This window comes from Enterococcus montenegrensis (assembly GCF_029983095.1).
Lineage (GTDB): Bacteria > Bacillota > Bacilli > Lactobacillales > Enterococcaceae > Enterococcus_C > Enterococcus_C montenegrensis.
The window spans coordinates 2,160,729-2,177,653 of the sequence record NZ_CP120467.1; the positions used below are offsets into that span (position 1 = coordinate 2,160,729).

15 protein-coding genes and 2 pseudogenes are annotated in these 16,925 nt (G+C 37.4%); 3 read left to right on the forward strand and 14 right to left on the reverse strand.

Annotated elements, in window-relative coordinates:
• Positions 1-112: 112 nt before the first annotated feature.
• From rsmA to P3T75_RS10405, 4 genes are all read right to left on the reverse strand, one after another.
• Entirely contained in the window at positions 113-1,000 is an 888-nt protein-coding gene (gene rsmA / locus P3T75_RS10390; RefSeq protein WP_282461534.1) for a 16S rRNA (adenine(1518)-N(6)/adenine(1519)-N(6))-dimethyltransferase RsmA, read from the reverse strand.
• Positions 984-1,577, reverse strand: a complete 594-nt coding sequence (gene rnmV / locus P3T75_RS10395) for a ribonuclease M5 (protein WP_206902362.1) — start codon at positions 1,575-1,577, stop codon at positions 984-986. Before rnmV ends, rsmA begins: the two co-directional genes overlap by 17 nt.
• A complete protein-coding gene (locus P3T75_RS10400; RefSeq protein WP_282462598.1) occupies positions 1,574-2,344 on the reverse strand; it encodes a TatD family hydrolase in 771 nt (256 codons plus the stop codon). The genes rnmV and P3T75_RS10400 overlap by 4 nt, the downstream gene beginning before the upstream one ends.
• 238 nt (positions 2,345-2,582) lie before the next feature.
• Positions 2,583-2,705, reverse strand: a complete 123-nt coding sequence (locus P3T75_RS10405; protein WP_282461535.1) for a hypothetical protein — start codon at positions 2,703-2,705, stop codon at positions 2,583-2,585.
• 186 nt (positions 2,706-2,891) lie between these two features.
• Between P3T75_RS10405 and P3T75_RS10410 the strand changes: the two genes are divergently transcribed.
• Together P3T75_RS10410 and P3T75_RS10415 are read left to right on the forward strand one after the other, a co-directional pair.
• Positions 2,892-3,494, forward strand: a complete 603-nt coding sequence (locus P3T75_RS10410; RefSeq protein ID WP_282461536.1) for a hypothetical protein — start codon at positions 2,892-2,894, stop codon at positions 3,492-3,494.
• Positions 3,495-3,687: 193 nt separating this feature from the next.
• Positions 3,688-4,539, forward strand: a pseudogene (locus tag P3T75_RS10415) (metallophosphoesterase); the annotation flags it as partial.
• A 345-nt stretch (positions 4,540-4,884) separates the two neighbouring features.
• Here P3T75_RS10415 and yfcC read toward each other — a convergent pair.
• From yfcC to P3T75_RS10445, 6 genes are all read right to left on the reverse strand, one after another.
• Positions 4,885-6,609: a putative basic amino acid antiporter YfcC gene (gene yfcC, locus P3T75_RS10420; RefSeq protein WP_282461538.1), complete on the reverse strand. Its 1,725-nt coding sequence runs from the start codon at positions 6,607-6,609 to the stop codon at positions 4,885-4,887.
• A 383-nt stretch (positions 6,610-6,992) separates the two neighbouring features.
• Positions 6,993-8,021: a 3-deoxy-7-phosphoheptulonate synthase gene (locus P3T75_RS10425; RefSeq protein ID WP_282461539.1), complete on the reverse strand. Its 1,029-nt coding sequence runs from the start codon at positions 8,019-8,021 to the stop codon at positions 6,993-6,995.
• A gap of 371 nt (positions 8,022-8,392) precedes the next feature.
• Entirely contained in the window at positions 8,393-9,070 is a 678-nt protein-coding gene (locus P3T75_RS10430; RefSeq protein ID WP_282461540.1) for a uroporphyrinogen-III synthase, read from the reverse strand.
• Between the two features lie 117 nt (positions 9,071-9,187).
• Entirely contained in the window at positions 9,188-9,490 is a 303-nt protein-coding gene (locus P3T75_RS10435; RefSeq protein ID WP_206902356.1) for a nitrite reductase (NAD(P)H) small subunit, read from the reverse strand.
• Entirely contained in the window at positions 9,490-11,919 is a 2,430-nt protein-coding gene (gene nirB, locus P3T75_RS10440; protein WP_282461541.1) for a nitrite reductase large subunit NirB, read from the reverse strand. Before nirB ends, P3T75_RS10435 begins: the two co-directional genes overlap by 1 nt.
• Positions 11,920-12,102: 183 nt before the next feature.
• Positions 12,103-12,561, reverse strand: a complete 459-nt coding sequence (locus tag P3T75_RS10445; protein ID WP_282461542.1) for a precorrin-2 dehydrogenase/sirohydrochlorin ferrochelatase family protein — start codon at positions 12,559-12,561, stop codon at positions 12,103-12,105.
• Positions 12,562-12,704: 143 nt separating this feature from the next.
• Here P3T75_RS10445 and P3T75_RS10450 point away from each other — a divergent pair.
• A pseudogene (locus P3T75_RS10450) lies at positions 12,705-12,893 on the forward strand (aldo/keto reductase); the annotation flags it as partial.
• 114 nt (positions 12,894-13,007) lie between these two features.
• Here P3T75_RS10450 and P3T75_RS10455 read toward each other — a convergent pair.
• The 4 genes from P3T75_RS10455 to P3T75_RS10470 all read right to left on the reverse strand — a co-directional run bounded on the left by P3T75_RS10455 (position 13,008) and on the right by P3T75_RS10470 (position 16,916).
• The gene (locus P3T75_RS10455; protein ID WP_282461543.1) at positions 13,008-13,793 is read right to left on the reverse strand and encodes a Cof-type HAD-IIB family hydrolase; all 786 of its coding nucleotides are present in this window, start codon (positions 13,791-13,793) and stop codon (positions 13,008-13,010) included.
• Between the two features lie 112 nt (positions 13,794-13,905).
• A complete protein-coding gene (locus P3T75_RS10460) occupies positions 13,906-15,198 on the reverse strand; it encodes a hypothetical protein (protein ID WP_282461544.1) in 1,293 nt (430 codons plus the stop codon).
• Positions 15,199-15,213: 15 nt separating this feature from the next.
• Complete coding sequence (locus P3T75_RS10465) at positions 15,214-15,729, reverse strand: hypothetical protein (RefSeq protein ID WP_230710142.1); 516 nt, start codon at positions 15,727-15,729, stop codon at positions 15,214-15,216.
• A gap of 221 nt (positions 15,730-15,950) precedes the next feature.
• Positions 15,951-16,916, reverse strand: a complete 966-nt coding sequence (locus P3T75_RS10470; RefSeq protein WP_282461545.1) for an AEC family transporter — start codon at positions 16,914-16,916, stop codon at positions 15,951-15,953.
• Between the last annotated feature and the right edge of the window lie 9 nt (positions 16,917-16,925).

The window sequence follows — 16,925 nt, forward strand, 5'->3', positions numbered from 1 at the left end:
ATTCTATTACCTTTATTTTTTTCGCTAAACAAAACAAAATCAGAGGCTACGACAATTTTTCTGTCATAACCTCTGATTAAGATACATTTATTCTAATTTCAAACTGTGTTTTTTATTTACTGATTGTCATCATAGCATTGTTTAAAGCTGCAAATTCAGCTAACGATAATGTTTCCCCACGGCGTTTTGGATCAATGGCTGCACTCTCTAAGCTTTTTGTCAACCAAGCTTTGGTGGCATCATCTTTTCCATAAGCGTGCAGTAAGTTATTCCATAATGTCTTACGGCGCAATTGAAAAGCAGCCTTCGTTAATTTGAAAAATTCTTTTTCGCTAATAACCTCTACTGCTGGTTGACTGCGACGTGTTAATTTTAAAATTGCGGAATCAACATTTGGTTGTGGTACAAAGACGGTTTTGGGAACGATGAAGGCTAATTTGGCTTCCATAAAGTATTGCACCGCAATCGATAAAGAACCATAGGCTTTTGTGCCCGGCTCAGCTGAGATACGATCTGCCACTTCTTTTTGCATCATCACGACCATTTCAGCTACAGGTAAATCACTTTCCAAAAAGTGCATCATAATTGGCGTCGTAATGTAATAAGGTAAATTTGCGACAACTTTTAGCGGCAGCGAATTATCCGTAAAGTTTTCTGCTGTCAATTTCAGCAAGTCCGCTTTTAAAACATCTTGGTGAATGACGTTAACATTTTTATAGGTATGCAAGGTATCTGCTAAAACCGGAATGAGTCGCTCATCAATTTCAAAAGCTAAAACTTCTTTGGCAGACTTGGCTAATTGCTCTGTCAAAGCCCCAATCCCAGGTCCTACTTCAATGACGTTTGTTCGATCGTCAATTTCAGCAGTGGCAACAATTTTCCTTAAAATATTTGGTTCCGTTAAAAAATTTTGGCCTAAACTTTTTTTGAAGGTAAAGCCGTGTTTTTGTAAAATTTCTTTGGTCTTCGATGGCGTTGCAATATCACGTGTGTCTTTCAAGGTCGTCCTCCAGCTCTTTTTTAATTTCTAGCATCGCTGTGTCTAATTCTGCGGCGGTAATACGAAACATTGCCAGCCGTTTGGTTAATTGTTTACTGTTTGTATAGCCAATTCGCAATTTATCACCGAGTTTTTCCCGTAATAATTTGGCAGAAGCTCCCGCTATTAAACCATAGTCTATTAAACTTTGTCTACTGATTAATGGAATTTCTTCACTTGTAGTTACAGGCGTCACAACTTTTTTTAACGCCTCCAAAATTGCGGCATCACTCGCATGTTCTACTCCTAAAGAACCATGACTGCGATTAGGTGTCGCTTCTTTGCGTGGTAAAAAAGCATGCTTGGCAGCTGGCACGACTTCCATAATCGTTTTGCGAATTTTCTCACCGGAAAAATCTGGGTCCGTGAAAATAATGACTCCGCGTGTTTCTTGGGCATGTTCAATCTGGGTTAAAATGTCCTCATTGATGGCCGAGCCAATCGTTTCAATGGTGTCTGCTTTGACAACTTCTTGCAGGCGTCTTGTATCGTCTTTTCCTTCAACGACAATAATCTCTTCAATGACTGGCTTTTTCATCGATTAATTCCAAAGAGGCGATGTGCATTAGCCCGAGTAAGTGCTGCGACTTCTTCAAAGGGCATTTCTCGCAGTTCTGCAATTTTTTCTACGACATAACGGGTATAGCCCGGTTCATTGCGTTTACCCCGATAAGGTACCGGTGCTAAATAAGGCGCATCCGTTTCGACCAAAAGACGATCAAGGGGTACAACCGTTGCCGCTTCTTGCACATCAAGCGCCTTTTTGAACGTCACGACACCACTGAAGGAAACATGCATTCCCAGATCCAAAAAGCGTTTTGCCCACTCGCCACTACCGCTGAAACTATGCATAATCCCGCCGATGTCTGCTATTTTTTCATCTTTTAAAATACGATACGTGTCTTCAATAGCGTCCCGGGTATGAATGCTGATTGGTAAATGCATTTCTCTGGCGATGGCAATTTGGCGGCGAAAGATTCTTTCTTGCACTTCTTTTGAATCTTCCATCCAATAATAATCCAATCCAATTTCCCCTAAAGCTACCACTTTAGGTAAGGTTAGCTGTATTTGCAATTTTTCTTCAATTTCTTTTGTATAGCTACCTGCCTCAGTTGGATGCCAGCCAATAATGCTATATATGTCAGTATATTCTTGACTTAAAGCTAAGCTTTTGTCGATTGTTGGCGTATCAAATCCCACGACTGCCATTTCAGTGACGCCAAGTTCTTTGGCTCGTTGAATCGTTTCTGGGATATCTTCATTAAATTGTTCGGCATTTAAGTGTGTATGAGAATCAAAAATCACCAAGTTCACATCCTTCATTAATATCATTTCGTAAATTACGCTAAACAAACACAAGTGGTGACAGTCTACTGTAAAAATTTACCACTTGTTGTCATTTCATTAGTAACTTTAGCACAAAAGCGCTTGTGTCTAAAGTAAAGGCCCCGCAAAAAAATGACTTTTGTAAAAATTTAGTTTACTCGGCTGAAAAGAAAAAAATCTCCCACACCACAAAAGATTAAGTAAATGCCCACAATTCTTAAAATAGGGATAAAATGACTGGCCAATCTTCTGTTTTTAGCAATTCCATCTTTTTAGTAGGAGCGGTTGTAACATTGTCTCCTGCAATAAATCCGTCTTTGGTCCGATTTATAATTCTCATTACTCTTTATAATTAAAGTAGCTTTTTTATTAGAAATTAAGCTTACCAAAAATGATTTCCCCGCTTCACAAGTTACCAAACAAAGGTATCACAAAAATCATTTCATCGATTTTTTATCACTTACAACCTTGCTTTGAGAACTCTCTTACACCAACGTTTGATCGTTTATAAAAAAGGAGTTAAAACATGGAAAATTTCAACCATAAGTATCCGCAGTTGGCACAATATCTGCGCCAAAAGTATAAAAAAAATACCAAAGATCAAGTTTTGACTTGGAGCCATTTTGCTATTTTAGCTTTATTTGGTCTCTTATTAAAATTTAGTTTTACTGGACAACTGCTGTTAATTTTTAGCTTTATCGCCATTGCAGCACTTGTTAAAGGCCCCCTGATGCTTTTATATAGTTCAATTTATCTCTTTTTAACAAGTTTATTTCCGCCACTAGGAATTCTCTTATCGACTGTTTTATTCGTCTTATCCTTCCTAGAATTAAAACGCAATTGGCAGTTGAACCTCACCGCTTTTTTCTTTTACGGACTGCCGTTACTTACGACGCTCTTAGTAACGTTTGATTTTGGCAATCCCTTTTGGTTAAAAAATAGTTTGTTACTAATCGGGATAATTACGCTTCATTTCTTATTGCAAAACTTCTATCGTCAAGATTTCACAAGTTGGTCCCTAATGTGGTTTCTCATTGCCGCACCTTATGAAATGTTGTTATTTATCATTCCAAAAAAGAACAGCCGTTTGCGTCACAATCCTTCAAAAAAACTTCGGAAATTAAAGTGAGGTTGTGCTTTTTTAGATTTCAAATCATTTCAAGCGTCTCCTGTCAACGTTTCGGAGACGTTTATTTTATTTGTAACAAAAACGAAATAATTTTCATCTAAATTTAGCAAAATCTTATCTGATGTTCGATTGCTTTTTCTCAAACTATCTTATATTCTATACTAGTTAGCAGAATTTTAAAGGGGGCCGTTTTGTGCAGTTAATTCTAGGTATCATCGCTATTTTACTAGTATTTTCAATTTATGCATTTTTCATTGAACCTAGCAGGCTCAAACAACGGCATTACCTCATTCGCAAAAATAAACAACGGGTATTGGATATTTCAGATGCTTATGACATGTTCGCCCATGAAGGCGATGTAACAATTGCTCATATTAGCGATCTTCACTTTTCTCGCTGGTTCAAGCCACGCAAAATGAATAAAATTATTCGTTCTGTCATGGAGATGCAACCAGATATCATTGTTTTTACAGGAGACTTAATTGATGATTATAAGCATTGGCCAAAAAAACAAACCGATCGCTTAATTGAAAAATTAAAACGTCTAAAAGCTCCGATGGGAAAAATTGCAGTATTAGGCAATCATGATTACAAGCACGGTGGCCAATACTTTGTCAAAGAAGTATTAAAAGAAGCTGGTTTTACTACCTTAGTTAATGAAGAAGTTTTTGGTTCTGATGCGAAGATTTCCATGAATATCGTCGGAATTGATGATTTAAGTGGTGGGAAACCCAACTATAATTTTGAATCAACATTAGCTGAATGGCATATTTTATTAGCCCACCAGCCTGATCAAATCGATGCTATTAATAATTTGGAACAATACGATTTGGTTTTATCTGGTCACAGTCATGGTGGTCAAATCCGACTACCGTATTTATACATCAAAACAGAAGGCGCAAAGCACTATACTGACAGCCTGTACTTACCAACGAAAAATACAATTTTATCTGTGAACACCGGTATTGGCACCACAATGATCCCTGCTCGTGTTGGTGTACCACCAGAAATTGTTTATTATCATCTTTCCAATAAACGCCAAATCTTTGAAAATTTTGATGACAATTTTAATTTTGAAAAACAAATTACGGTCGAAAAAAATGAAGTTGTGAAACAAGAAGAAAAAAATGACTATCTTACACCCGACAGGACAACTGTTCCACAAGAGCCAGCTGAAACACCGACTGATACCCCAGCCGAAAAAAAGACGGATAAAACCGATAAAGTAGTGGATATCAACTTATTCCGCCGTCGTTATAAAAATAAAAAAATTATCTAATACAAAACAATACGACTTTCAAAATTTGATTTTGAAAGTCGTTTTTTTTATCCTATCCAATCTAGCCTACAACAAAAAAACTCCCTCTAAAAAGAGGAAGTTAATTGCGTGCTATTGTAGACCAATTGCAATTGCGATCACGATGAAAATTGACCCTAATACAAAGAAGAAACCTTGCATCTTGATTTGGAATTTCGCCCATTTGGCCCATTCAATATGTGCGACACCTAAAACCCCAATTAAACTTGCTGAAACTGGTGTGAAGGCATCAACAAACCCTGCACCTAATTGATAAGCTAAAACTGCAACTTGGCGAGAAACGCCCACAAGGTCAGCCAATGGCGCCATAATTGGCATTGTTAAAGCTGCTTGTCCTGAATTTGATGTTACGACTAAGTTGAATAAACTTTGGAAAACATACATTGCCCAAGCACCAACCATCGCTGGAACACCGCTTAATAAACCACCAACGCCGTGTAGCATTGTGTTTAATGCAGATGGCATGTTCGCATCAGAACCACCTAAGACAAGTAGAATTCCTTTTGCCATCCCTACAACGATCGCTGTGCCGGCTAAATCAGCCGCACCGCTTTGGAAACTTTTGGCAATATCATTCCAACCCATTTCGTCCAATTTGAACAATACTGCAATAATACCGGCAACTAAGCCCATTACAAAGAATTGAGATGCAATTTCAGGAATATAATATCCTTCTTGGGTTACTCCCCAAACGATCCAAATTAAAACAACTAACATTTCCAACAAAATTAATTTGTGACCTAATAAGAAAGGTTTCTTTTCATCTGTCGTTTTTTGAATTTGATCACGGAAATGTGCATCTGATTCATAAACTTCTGATTTCATTGGATTTTTACGAATACGTTCTGCATATAATGATAAGTAAAGTGCAGAAAGTGCGGTAATAACAAACCACATAACTAAACGGAAGGTTGCACCAGATAAGACTGGAATTCCGGCAATCCCTTGGGCAACTGCCACACTAAATGGACTCATCCAAGAAGCGGCATTCCCCACCTGCGAGGCAACATAAGTCACGGTGACCGCCACAATAGAGTCATACCCCAGCGCTATGACAAAAGGCACCATCACCATTGAAAACGGAATAACTTCTTCGGCCATCCCAAAAGTGGCACCACCAAAAGAAAAGGCAAAGAATAATAACGGAATCGCTAGCCGTTCTAGACCACGCGTTTTGGAAATAAAGGCAAAAATACCAGCATCAATCGCGCCTGTACGCATAATAATCCCAAAGGCACCACCGACGACGAGAATTAAAGCAACAATCCCAACAGCTGAACCGTACTTGTCACCAGAAACTAATCCTTCAAAAACAAAGTTCATGAAACCAAAACCATTAAAATCATCGGTTCCCCAAATCTTAGCTGTCTTGTGAAGCTTTTCTGACTTATCATAAATTTTGTCACCGTATAATTTATACAGCGCATCATCGGTCAGATTAATGCCATCTAGTGTTTCTTGAGAAAGTTTACTTTCCCCGTCTTTTATGACACCTTCAACATCTTCTTTGGCAACATCTAATTTTTCTAATTCATTTTGATTGCCCGCTAAATCTTCTAGTTTATCAAAGACAAACTCTTTATTTAACGGATAATCATAGCGGAAGGTATCTTGCTCCAAGACCGTCCGTGTTGCTACTTCCCCATTGGCATCTTTGTACTCAACTTCAGTGGTAGAAAACTTACCTGCTGGTACAATAAACGTCAATAGCCACGCCGCGATAACAACCATAAAAATAATGACATAAGTATGGGGCGTACGCATTTTTGTTAAATCACGTTTTTTCTTGTTCTTCATATCTCTATCCTCTCTTTATACGATAACAATATTATAAGTTATTCTAGTCAAAAATCATACGTTTCTTTTGTAATTTTTTTAGATAAGCTGAATAATTATTGAAATTCCTTTTACAGCAATACCTTGATAGAACGCGATTTTAAAAGTTTTTAATTTCTGAAAATTCAAATTATTACCGCTAACAATGATGCTTTTTCCTTATTTTAACTAATTGGATAAAGTTATCTTATACAAAATAAATGATAGCTATAAAATAATAATAAAAAATTAAGGGGTGATAATTCCCACCTTTTTAGGCAATAGAATAACCCAAGATAAATTTTATTTTTTATCTTGGGTTATTTTATTGCCTGTTTCCTGCATCAATTTGTTACTTCAAAAATTTATTCGGCATGTTTTGCAATGTAGCGAACTAACTCTTCTGTTTTTTCCCAGCCGAGACAAGGATCGGTGATCGATTGACCAAAAACGGTTCCATCTGGTTCTTGACGACCATCTTCTATGAAACTTTCAATCATAAAGCCACGAACCATTTTTTTAATTTTTTGATTGTACTTGCGGTTTTCTAAGGTTTCTTTGACAATTCGAATTTGTTCGAAATACTGTTTACCAGAATTATCATGATTGGTGTCCACTACCACAAAAGGATTTTTAAAGTTTCCAACTTCATAACGATTTGTAACTTCGATTAAATCTTCATAGTGATAATTGGGAATATTTTTCCCTACTTCATTTAGTCCCCCTCGTAAAACAACGTGGGCTAATGGGTTAGAAGAAGACTCCACTTCTGCGCCATTATAAATGAACTCTTGTTTTTGTTGCGCAGCATATAGTGAATTGAATAGAACGGTTAAATTCCCACTCGTAGGATTTTTCAGCCCCGTTGGCTGATTGATACCACTGGCCACAAAACGATGTTGCTGATCTTCTACAGAGCGGGCACCAACTGCAATATAACTTACCAAGTCTTCAACGAACTCTAAATTTTCAGGGTAAAGCATTTCATCAGCAGTCGTTAAACCTGTTTCAGTTAAAACACGTTTGTGTAATTTACGTACAGAAACAATCCCGCGAATTAAATTACTTTCTCCATTGGGATTTTGCTGATGCAACAGGCCTTTGTAGCCATCGCCATTGGTTCGCGGCTTATTCGTGTAAATGCGTGGTACCATGAATACTTTATCAGCGACTTCTGCTTGTAATTTTGCTAAACGATGTACATATTCCATCACAGCTTCTTCTTCATGAGCTGAACACGGACCAATGATTAATAAAATACGTTGATCTTCACCGGTAATAATTTTTTCTAATTCTAAATCACGTGCTTTTTTTTGCCCCGCCTCTGCTTCTGATAATTTTGCTAATGACTTTACTGACTCTGCGTTAATTTTTTTACTGATTGCTTTAAACATGTCCTTTTACCCCTTTATTTTAAGATTTAAATACAAAGAAAAAGACCTCATCCTTTCAATTTGAAAGGACGGGTCTTGAAATAGACTCGTGTTACCACCTTTTTTTATAGTCTGCTTGCGCAAAACTACCTCATTAGGTACAAAAATACTTATACCCTGGCAAATTTAACGAAGGCACACCATCCGTCGCAGCCTACTTGATTCGGTGCGAAGTTCAAAGAGGAATTCAGTAAAAATAATTGCGCGCCTCTCAATTACCGGCAACTTCCTGTCTTCTTATTTTTACTTACTATTTCTTGTCATCACTTTTATTTATTGCACTTATTGTATACAGCTACTTTTCAATTGTCAAGAAAATTCTAACAATTATTTTAATCAATCTTTTCTACGTCACTTTTCAATCGTGCAGTATACCCGGCTTTTTCAATTGCTTTTTTTGTTGTTTCGCCAATAGCAACAAACTGTAACGGCAAAGCCGAATAATTTTTATAAACCTTAATAAAACGTCTCCAAGCAGAAGGACTCGTAAAATATACGGCGGTGATTTTTTTTGTCTCCAACACCTTTTCTAACTTTTTTTGACTCCTCAGTGGAAAAAGGTTGTCATACGCAATAAAACTCTGTACCTCGTAATTTGTTAGCATCTGTTCCACATTATTATCTGCCAATTGACTTTTCGGATATAAAATACGTGTTTTTTTAGGGTAGGCTTTTTGCCAAGTCGTTAACAGCATTTCCTTTGTCTCTTTGGGACTAATAAAAGTAGGGGTAAACCCTGCATTTATCACTGCTTGGGCAGTTTTTTGTCCAATTACAGCGATTTTCACACTAGATTGGGCATGCTTTAAAATACTTTCAACCGGGACTTGACTTGTAAAAAAAAGCCACTGGGTTGCTTTAATTTCTGCAATTTCGTTAGCGGATAATTTTCGTAAGGAAATTTCAGTTAAAGGTAAAATTTGCGTCTGATAACCCTTGGCTATAAAAAAAGCTTGATCCAATTCATTTAAGTCAGCTAAACGTGTTAGCAAAATGCACGCTTTTTTCATGATGTTTCCTTTCTAAAATAAATACCCAAACCATTTTTTAGGTCACAAAAGTTAAAATTGTCGCCACCTAAGCTTAAGTTTGGGTATTTTTGTCATTTTGAGTTACACACGCCAAATTTAGATTTCAACGTAAACTTCATCTTCGTCAATCATAACTGGAAAAGTCTTGATCTGACCTTCATCAGGTTCTTGAATCCTACCGTCAATAAGGGAGATTTTGTAATCCCGCATCGGTTCATAGAGGTAATCTCCTGCAACCATGCCTTCTAAAATTGGTCCTTTTGTTAAGGGACAGTAATCAGCTAAAGCGTAAATTTTCCCTTCAGAAGTCGTAAAAATCGCAATTTTTTCATCCTTAAGGGTGACCGAACGCCCCACTCGTGGAATGAGTTTACTTTTTTTGGTGGCTAAAACTTTCATTACGAAACCTCCACTTTTTCCGGTTTTTCAATCGTATACATTTTTTCTCGTAAATCAACATCTTTTGTAATTGGTCCCCACGGATCCCGCTGACCTTTTGCCTCTAATGATTCACGTAATGCTGTCCATAGCTCTACTCTTTTTTTCGTATCCAATAAGACGGTCTTCACATTATCAAAGCCCATCCGTTCAACCCAAGGCGCTGTCCGTTCACCGTAAACGCCTGTTTCACGATAATATTGCAACATTGCACCACAGAGTTCAATGACTTCAGCTTCTGTTTCAAAAGTCCCTAACATTTTGGCTTCAACAAGTTCTGTTCCGCCGTTGCCGCCAATCATTACTTGAAAGCCATTTTCCACACCGATAATCCCAAAGTCTTTTACCGCCGATTCGACACAGCTGCGTGGACAACCCGAAACACCGACTTTAAATTTGTGGGGCGTATCCAAATACTCAAATGTCTCTTCCAATTTTACCCCTAAGCCCATTGTATCTTGGGTACCAAAACGACAGAAGCTTTTCCCCACACAAGTTTTAACAGAGCGGAATACTTTGCCATACGCTTGGGCTGCAACCATATCTAATTCTTCCCATATTTTTGGCAGGTCAACTTTTTTCACACCGTAAAGGCCGATGCGCTGAGAACCGGTGACTTTGACCAATGGGACATTGTATTTTTCCGCTACTTGTGCCAATTTTAATAATTGTTGCGGTGTTGTTTGACCACCACGCATCCGGGGAATAACCGAAAAAGTCCCATCTTTTTGAATATTGGCATGCATTCGTTCGTTTACAACCCGCGATTCACGTTCATCCTCATGCTCTTTTGGCCATGCTACATTTAAATAGAAATTGACCGCCGGACGACATTTAGGACAGCCCTCTTTATTTTTCCAGCCGAGGATTTCAAATACTTCTTTGGTACTCAACAAATGTTTAGCATAAATTTGTGTTACCACTTGATCTCGATTTAAATCTGTACAACCACAGATTCCTGTTGCCGCTGTAACACTATCGCCCAGTTCAGCTTCTAACAAAGTTTGTACTTGCGGTTTACATTTACCACATGAAGTTCCCGCTTTTGTAACTTTCCCAACTTCAGCGACACTGGTTAATCCTTTTTCCCGGATTGAACGGAGAATATCGCCTTTTGAAACACCATTACAGCCACAAACCGTTTCATCCTCATCCCATGATAAAACATCATCGCCTGTGCCAGCACCTTCGCCAATCGCTTGTAAAACTGCGATTGTTTGTAACTCATCTAAAGATTGTCCTTTTTTCATCATGTTGTAATAGCGACTGCCGTCTTCTGTGTCGCCGTACAAAACGATACCGGCAATTTTTCCGTCTTTTAAGAAAATCTTCTTGTATTTTTTACTGCTACTATCAAAAGCTTCAATACTTTCTAGACCTTCTGTATTTACAACATTGCCCGCAGAATAAAGATCTGCCCCCGAAACTTTCAACGAAGTAAACGTCGTTGAACCTTGATAAGGCTTAATATCGGCTTGTTGTGTTAATTTATCTGCTAAAACTTTGCCCTGTTCAAATAAAGGTGCCACCAGACCATAACAAATACCATTATGTTCAGCGCACTCCCCGACTGCGTAAATATCTGGTAAATTGGTTTCCATATAGTCATTTACCACAATTCCACGATTAACCGTCAAGCCGATTTCTTGTGCCAACTCTACTGCCGGACGAATTCCAATCGACATAACAATTAAGTCGGTTGCAATCTCACTACCATCACTAAAGCGCATCCCTTCTACTCGTGTATCCCCTAGAATTTCTTTAGTATTGTGTTCTAACAAAAATTTCAATCCTTGATTTTCAAGCTCAGCTTGTAATAACTTGCCTGCTTTTTCATCTAGTTGAGTTTCCATTAACCACTTTGCTAAGTGAACGACGGTAACGTCCATTCCTTGGTCATATAACCCTTTGGCTGCTTCTAAACCTAATAATCCACCACCGATTACGACTGCTTTTTTATATTTTGCAGCAGCTTGTAACATCGCTGCTGTATCATCAATCGTACGAAAAGCGACCACACCTTCTTTATCAACACCAGGAATCGGTAAGAGAAATGGATGTGAGCCGGTTGCAAAAAGCAGTTTGTCAAAAGGAACGACTTGTCCAGAATTGGTAGTAATAATTTTGTTTTCAGTATCGACTCCGACAGCTTCATCATGATTAATTAATTGAATGTGGTTTTCTGTATACCAAGCAATTGGATTAGTAATAATTTCTTCCACTGTCATTTTATTTTGCAAAACATTGGATAACATAATGCGATTGTAATTTGGATAAGCTTCTTTACCAATAATAGTTACTTCATAGCGATCTGGATCACGACTGATAATTTCTTCAATCGTTCGAACTCCCGCCATTCCGTTTCCGATTACGACTAAACGTTCTTTCATGGATTTTCCACCTTTATTGTTAATAGCTTCACAATAAAAGAAATCACCCTTGAAACCTATTGGGGAATCCCCTATATTTGTTGTTTATTTCACAAAGCAACCAAAAAAATGCTGTCTTTTCCTACAAACACCAAAGTAGCCCATCACCTTTTTCTTATCCTTCGGTCAGATAAAAAAACAGCCTCAGCTATTGAGACTGTCTTCATTTCTTAAGATTTGCTGCAATTTTTCTTTTAATTCTTTTGTTTGACTTGGGCTTTTCCCCTTAGAAGAAAGTGCAATTTCAAAATCATGATACGTAAAACTCGCCAAATTAAAAAAATTACTGTTGGCTTTATTTGTCGTATCATTCACAAGTTGTGTTGGTAAAATCTCTCTTGTGATTTCATGATTCACCCTATCATCATTGGTACAAATGAAAATCATTTGAAAATCAGCAGTGTCCCCTATTTGGTAGATTCGCTTGTGCCACGTTATCTTTTTTGCCACTGCTGCTTTTTGCACATAATCGCTGGCAACAGGTGCAATTACCGTCGGACTATTTCCGGCTGCCACTAGTTTTTGAATTTTTCTAGTAGCAATCTTCCCTGCCCCGACAACTAAAATTTTCATAGTGACAACATCAAGCATGATGGGTAACATTGCTATCTGCCAACCTTTCTAAAATCGCTGCGACCACTGCTGGACTATCCGCCAAAGTGGGTAAAATCGTATCTTTAGTTCCTCGTTTTGTCACAATATCTTGTTTAATTTTTGTCGGTAAAAATCCTTCTGTGAGAAAAAGCCTACGTTGGCATTATGAACGAGGGATTATCCCAATTCCCAAAGCAAGTTCATTAATTCATCAACGATTAAATCTTGATATTTTTGATTTTGCTTTAATGCCAAATGAGATCGCGGCAATTACAGCTTTAAATAAGCCCGACGGTCGGATTAACGACCAAGATCCTAACGAATACGAAGAGTTTGAATAAAATATAAAACACCTGCTGATATTTATGCTTAAATGTAGCGACCGCTAAAGATTAGATCTTAGTCTAACTTTTGAGGTAGCTACAAAAAACATAAACTTCAAGCAGGTGTTTTCTTTATTTAACTAGCCCTAACATCTCACATGCATGCCAAATCCCGTCATCTCCGACTCTTTTGGTTACAAACTTCGCTTTTGCTTTTAGCGCTTGGCAGGCATTGCCCATCGCGACCGGATAACCGACAGCATCAAACATCGCCAAATCATTTTCCTCATCACCAAAAGCTAAAGCTTCTTCTGGTTGAATGTTTAATTTTTCCAATATTTCATGTACACCCGTTGCCTTTGAAACTTGAGCTAAGTGAACATCCATTACGACTGGTGCCACTTTTTCAGCTATCAGTAAATTATTTTCCACTTGGATATAGTTACGATCTTCCATGCGGACAATTAACTGAATAACATCTTGCGGTAATTCTTGAATATCTTTAACATATTCAATATATTTTGCAGCAGCATCTTCTGTCGCAACTTCCATACTTGTTGCTAAAAAACGTTCCGGTGTTTCAATAATGTAACGAATTTTCTGCCGATCAAATTCCGCCATCGTCGCTTTCAATGTTTGCTGATCGATTGGATGAAGCACTAGCTCTGCTCCTTTATACAAAACCTGTGTACCATTAGAAGCAACTAAACTTTCTACCCCCAACTCTGCTGCAAATTCCCGCAGCATCAAATGATTTCGACCTGACGCAATGACAGGCTCAATCCCATTTTGCTTTAGTTGCCGTAATGCTTCTTTAGCTGATGCTGGAATTCTTTGCAAAATTCCCATCTCATGGGGCAATTCGTTGTCAGCTAATGTTCCATCAATATCAAAAAATGCAATTTTAAATTGTGTCATAGTAAACCTCTTTCTACTTTCTCTTAGCTCAATTTTATCAGTTAATGAAAGAGATTACATCGGGAAATAGAAAATAAACTTAAGAACAAAGAGTGTTCCTAAGTTTATTTTTTTACTGCTTAGCTGAGCCATTTCCATGCCCTGGCGTATAATTTGCTGCTTCAGCTTCTGTAATTAGACGAAAATTACCAGGATTTTTTACTTGCCCGTAAGTTTTGCTACTTTCTACCTTTAAGAACTTATAACCTGGTGGTGCCTGATGCCAACCACCAGCGCTTGGAATTGGGGCCGGTATTTCATTATTTGCTGCGGCGTTTTCCCCTTTTTGTGCCTGTGCTGCTTTTTGTTGCTCTGCTTTTTCTTGTGCTTCTTTACGTTTCGCAGCTTTCTTTCTAGCAGCTTCTTCTGCTTGGCGCTTTGCTTCTATTTTGCGCTCATTGCTTACTTTATACGAACTATCATAATTTGTTTTTAAGGCTGTATAGTTACTGGATAAATCCCCCGGTTGGTAATTTTTTAGGCCCAGTGCGTCATTTAGCGCTGTCCTGACTTGGTTTAATTCTGTTTTTTCAGTGGGATTTAAGTTTCCTTTAGCTAATAATTCATTTGCAGCTTGAATTAACTTACGTGCGACTTCTTCATTTTCACTAAAATCTTGTTCGGTATCTTTTGCCCTGTCTTGTAATGTAAAAAGTAGGCTATTAGAAGCTTCGCGCCGACTTTGCAGCGTTATTAGATCATCAGCATCTTTAAAATATTTTTCGTTTTCTTTTTGTAGTTTTCCTAATTCATTTTTATCTGTTTTAGCTAAAAATTTATTTTTTTGTAGTGCCACAGCTGCTTGATTATCAGCTTTTAGATTCGCAACGAAATTTTTCATTTCAGTTTGGTTATCTGACATTTTTTCTGCTAGTGCTGCTGTTTTTTTAGCCAGTTGCCGCACTGGTTTTACTTTTTGTGGTGCGGTAATTTCAGCAAGCTCTGTTGCCAGAACTTCAACTTGCTGCTCATCTGCTTTCTCAATGAAAACTTCCTGACTTTTTTTCGTTAACATATCTAATTCGTCAATTATCTTGTTATATTCGTGAGCTGCTGTTTTGGCTTCATTTATTTCTAGTCTACTATTAATTTTTGCGAGTAATTTTTTTTGTTGCTTAATTTTATCTTGTAGTGAATCACGATTTTCTTTAGTTTTGGCTTCATCAAAAGCGACCACTGTTTGTTTTAATTCGTTTTTATCTTGTGGCGTAATAAATTCTGAAGCAATCGCTTTTTGTACTTTTTGTTCTTGTTTAGCCTGTGTATCATAAACTTCTTGGTAAGCGCTGGCATTCATCCCCGTTGCGACAAAGCCGGCACTCATAAATGCCAGTACTACTCCGATAACATCGCGTTTTAACTTCATATGTATTTCCCCTTTTTACACCAAGTCTTGTTTGCGGTTTTCAATCGAATTTCGATACCATTGCAAGGAAATCTCGATATCTTCTTTTAGTTGTTGGTCGTAGGCAATGTAATTATAGTAAGCGGTAATTTCGCCAATAATCTCATTCAAATCAGCAATTGCTTGCGCATCATCTGTAGTATTTTTATTTTTTAACCTAGCAAATAGTTGGCCCGCTTCGTAATCAAAGTAATGCTTTAATTGATAATCAACAAAGAAAACCAGCACGTCATTTTGTAAAATTTCAGGCTGATAATTTTGCAAGAATTCGATCAATTGATGATAATATTCACTTTCTGGCTTCATTTTCTTCATTTGGAATAAAACAATCCCCATTGCAATTACGTACCAGATAAACGGACTAATTCGAAATATATCCAGTGCTGCAATAAAACTTGCCACGCCTAATAAAAGCGCAGATAAAAGAATAAGTTTTGTTAAATAGCGTTTTTTATTCTTATATAGCGATAAAATATAATAGTACTCGCTCATTTTTTACTCCTCCAATTCACTTTATTTTTTTATTTAATTTCATTGTAGCTTATCCTTTAAAATAAAAGCAAAAAATAAAATAATTATTTAATAATTGAATTTGAACTGTCTATTTTAACAACAAAAAAACTCAAACACGCAAGCTCTTCTTACTGCTCCTGAATCAAGCATAAAAATAGCGCTGTGTTTGAGTTTATTTCAACTTTATGATCTTACTTTTACTAGATATATTGCACAATTGTCATTAAAATTGGGACAACGACAACAAATAAGATGGTACTGGTAGTGACTAGATTTGTGGCGTATTTAACATCTCCATGGGCATCTGCTGCCAAAATTGGCAAGACCGCTAACATTGGTGTTGCCGATTGAACGACTAGTGTTTGTTTCAGCAAGCTGACCAAGTGAATGCCAAACATAGAAGACCCCAAACTGATTAATCCAATTAAAATAATCGGTGACAAAACAAAGCGACCAATTAAAGCAACCACGGTATCGCGGTCAAAGCGGATACTTTTTAATCCAGCATCATATAAGACAATCCCAATATAAAGTAGCGACAATGGTGTCACGATACCTCCAATGTAACCAAGCGTTGCATTTATAAAATTTGGTACTGGAATGCTAAAGATCAAAAAGATTAATGCCACAATAAAGCCCAATAAAGGTGGTGGCAGTAACTTTTTCCAATTCAATTTTGCTTTACTACTACCTTTTTCCTTCGTTGGATCATCATTGGAAATTAAGAACACACCAAAGGCCCAAGTCGACACCGTATTGGTAACATAATAAACCAAAAAGTAAGGCAAAGCTTTTTCCCCAAAAAGGGCGATGTTTAATGGTAAGCCAATAAATATCGTGTTGGCATTTACCACTGCATTCATAAAAATCCCTCGTCGTCCCGGACGGATCTTCATAATTTTAACTAACAGATACGCGATAAGATAGCCAATTACAACTCCTAAGAGGGGAAATAATAAACTCCCTGACAAAGAAATCAAACTGTCTTTAGTTAAATACTTTAAAACCGAGACAAAAATTGAAGCAGGCAGGGCTACTTTTGTAATTAGTCCTGAAATATTTTTGCCAAAATTCTCGTCAAACCAACCTTGTCTTTTCAAAATATAGCCCAAAGCAATCATCAAAATAATGCTAATGACACTTTGAATAGATTGGAAGAAAACCACAATAAACCC

What these genes read in the sequence shown, in the direction of transcription:
- P3T75_RS10435 (WP_206902356.1), bottom strand. Translation starts at nt 9,490, where the DNA reads ATGAAAGTTTTAGCCACCAAAAAAAGTAAACTCATTCCACGAGTGGGG.
- P3T75_RS10405 (WP_282461535.1), bottom strand. Translation starts at nt 2,705, where the DNA reads ATGAGAATTATAAATCGGACCAAAGACGGATTTATTGCAGGAGACAAT.
- P3T75_RS10425 (WP_282461539.1), bottom strand. Translation starts at nt 8,021, where the DNA reads ATGTTTAAAGCAATCAGTAAAAAAATTAACGCAGAGTCAGTAAAGTCA.
- P3T75_RS10455 (WP_282461543.1), bottom strand. Translation starts at nt 13,793, where the DNA reads ATGACACAATTTAAAATTGCATTTTTTGATATTGATGGAACATTAGCT.
- P3T75_RS10460 (WP_282461544.1), bottom strand. Translation starts at nt 15,198, where the DNA reads ATGAAGTTAAAACGCGATGTTATCGGAGTAGTACTGGCATTTATGAGT.
- rnmV (WP_206902362.1), bottom strand. Translation starts at nt 1,577, where the DNA reads ATGAAAAAGCCAGTCATTGAAGAGATTATTGTCGTTGAAGGAAAAGAC.
- P3T75_RS10410 (WP_282461536.1), top strand. Translation starts at nt 2,892, where the DNA reads ATGGAAAATTTCAACCATAAGTATCCGCAGTTGGCACAATATCTGCGC.
- yfcC (WP_282461538.1), bottom strand. Translation starts at nt 6,609, where the DNA reads ATGAAGAACAAGAAAAAACGTGATTTAACAAAAATGCGTACGCCCCAT.
- P3T75_RS10430 (WP_282461540.1), bottom strand. Translation starts at nt 9,070, where the DNA reads ATGAAAAAAGCGTGCATTTTGCTAACACGTTTAGCTGACTTAAATGAA.
- P3T75_RS10445 (WP_282461542.1), bottom strand. Translation starts at nt 12,561, where the DNA reads ATGTTACCCATCATGCTTGATGTTGTCACTATGAAAATTTTAGTTGTC.
- P3T75_RS10465 (WP_230710142.1), bottom strand. Translation starts at nt 15,729, where the DNA reads ATGAGCGAGTACTATTATATTTTATCGCTATATAAGAATAAAAAACGC.
- nirB (WP_282461541.1), bottom strand. Translation starts at nt 11,919, where the DNA reads ATGAAAGAACGTTTAGTCGTAATCGGAAACGGAATGGCGGGAGTTCGA.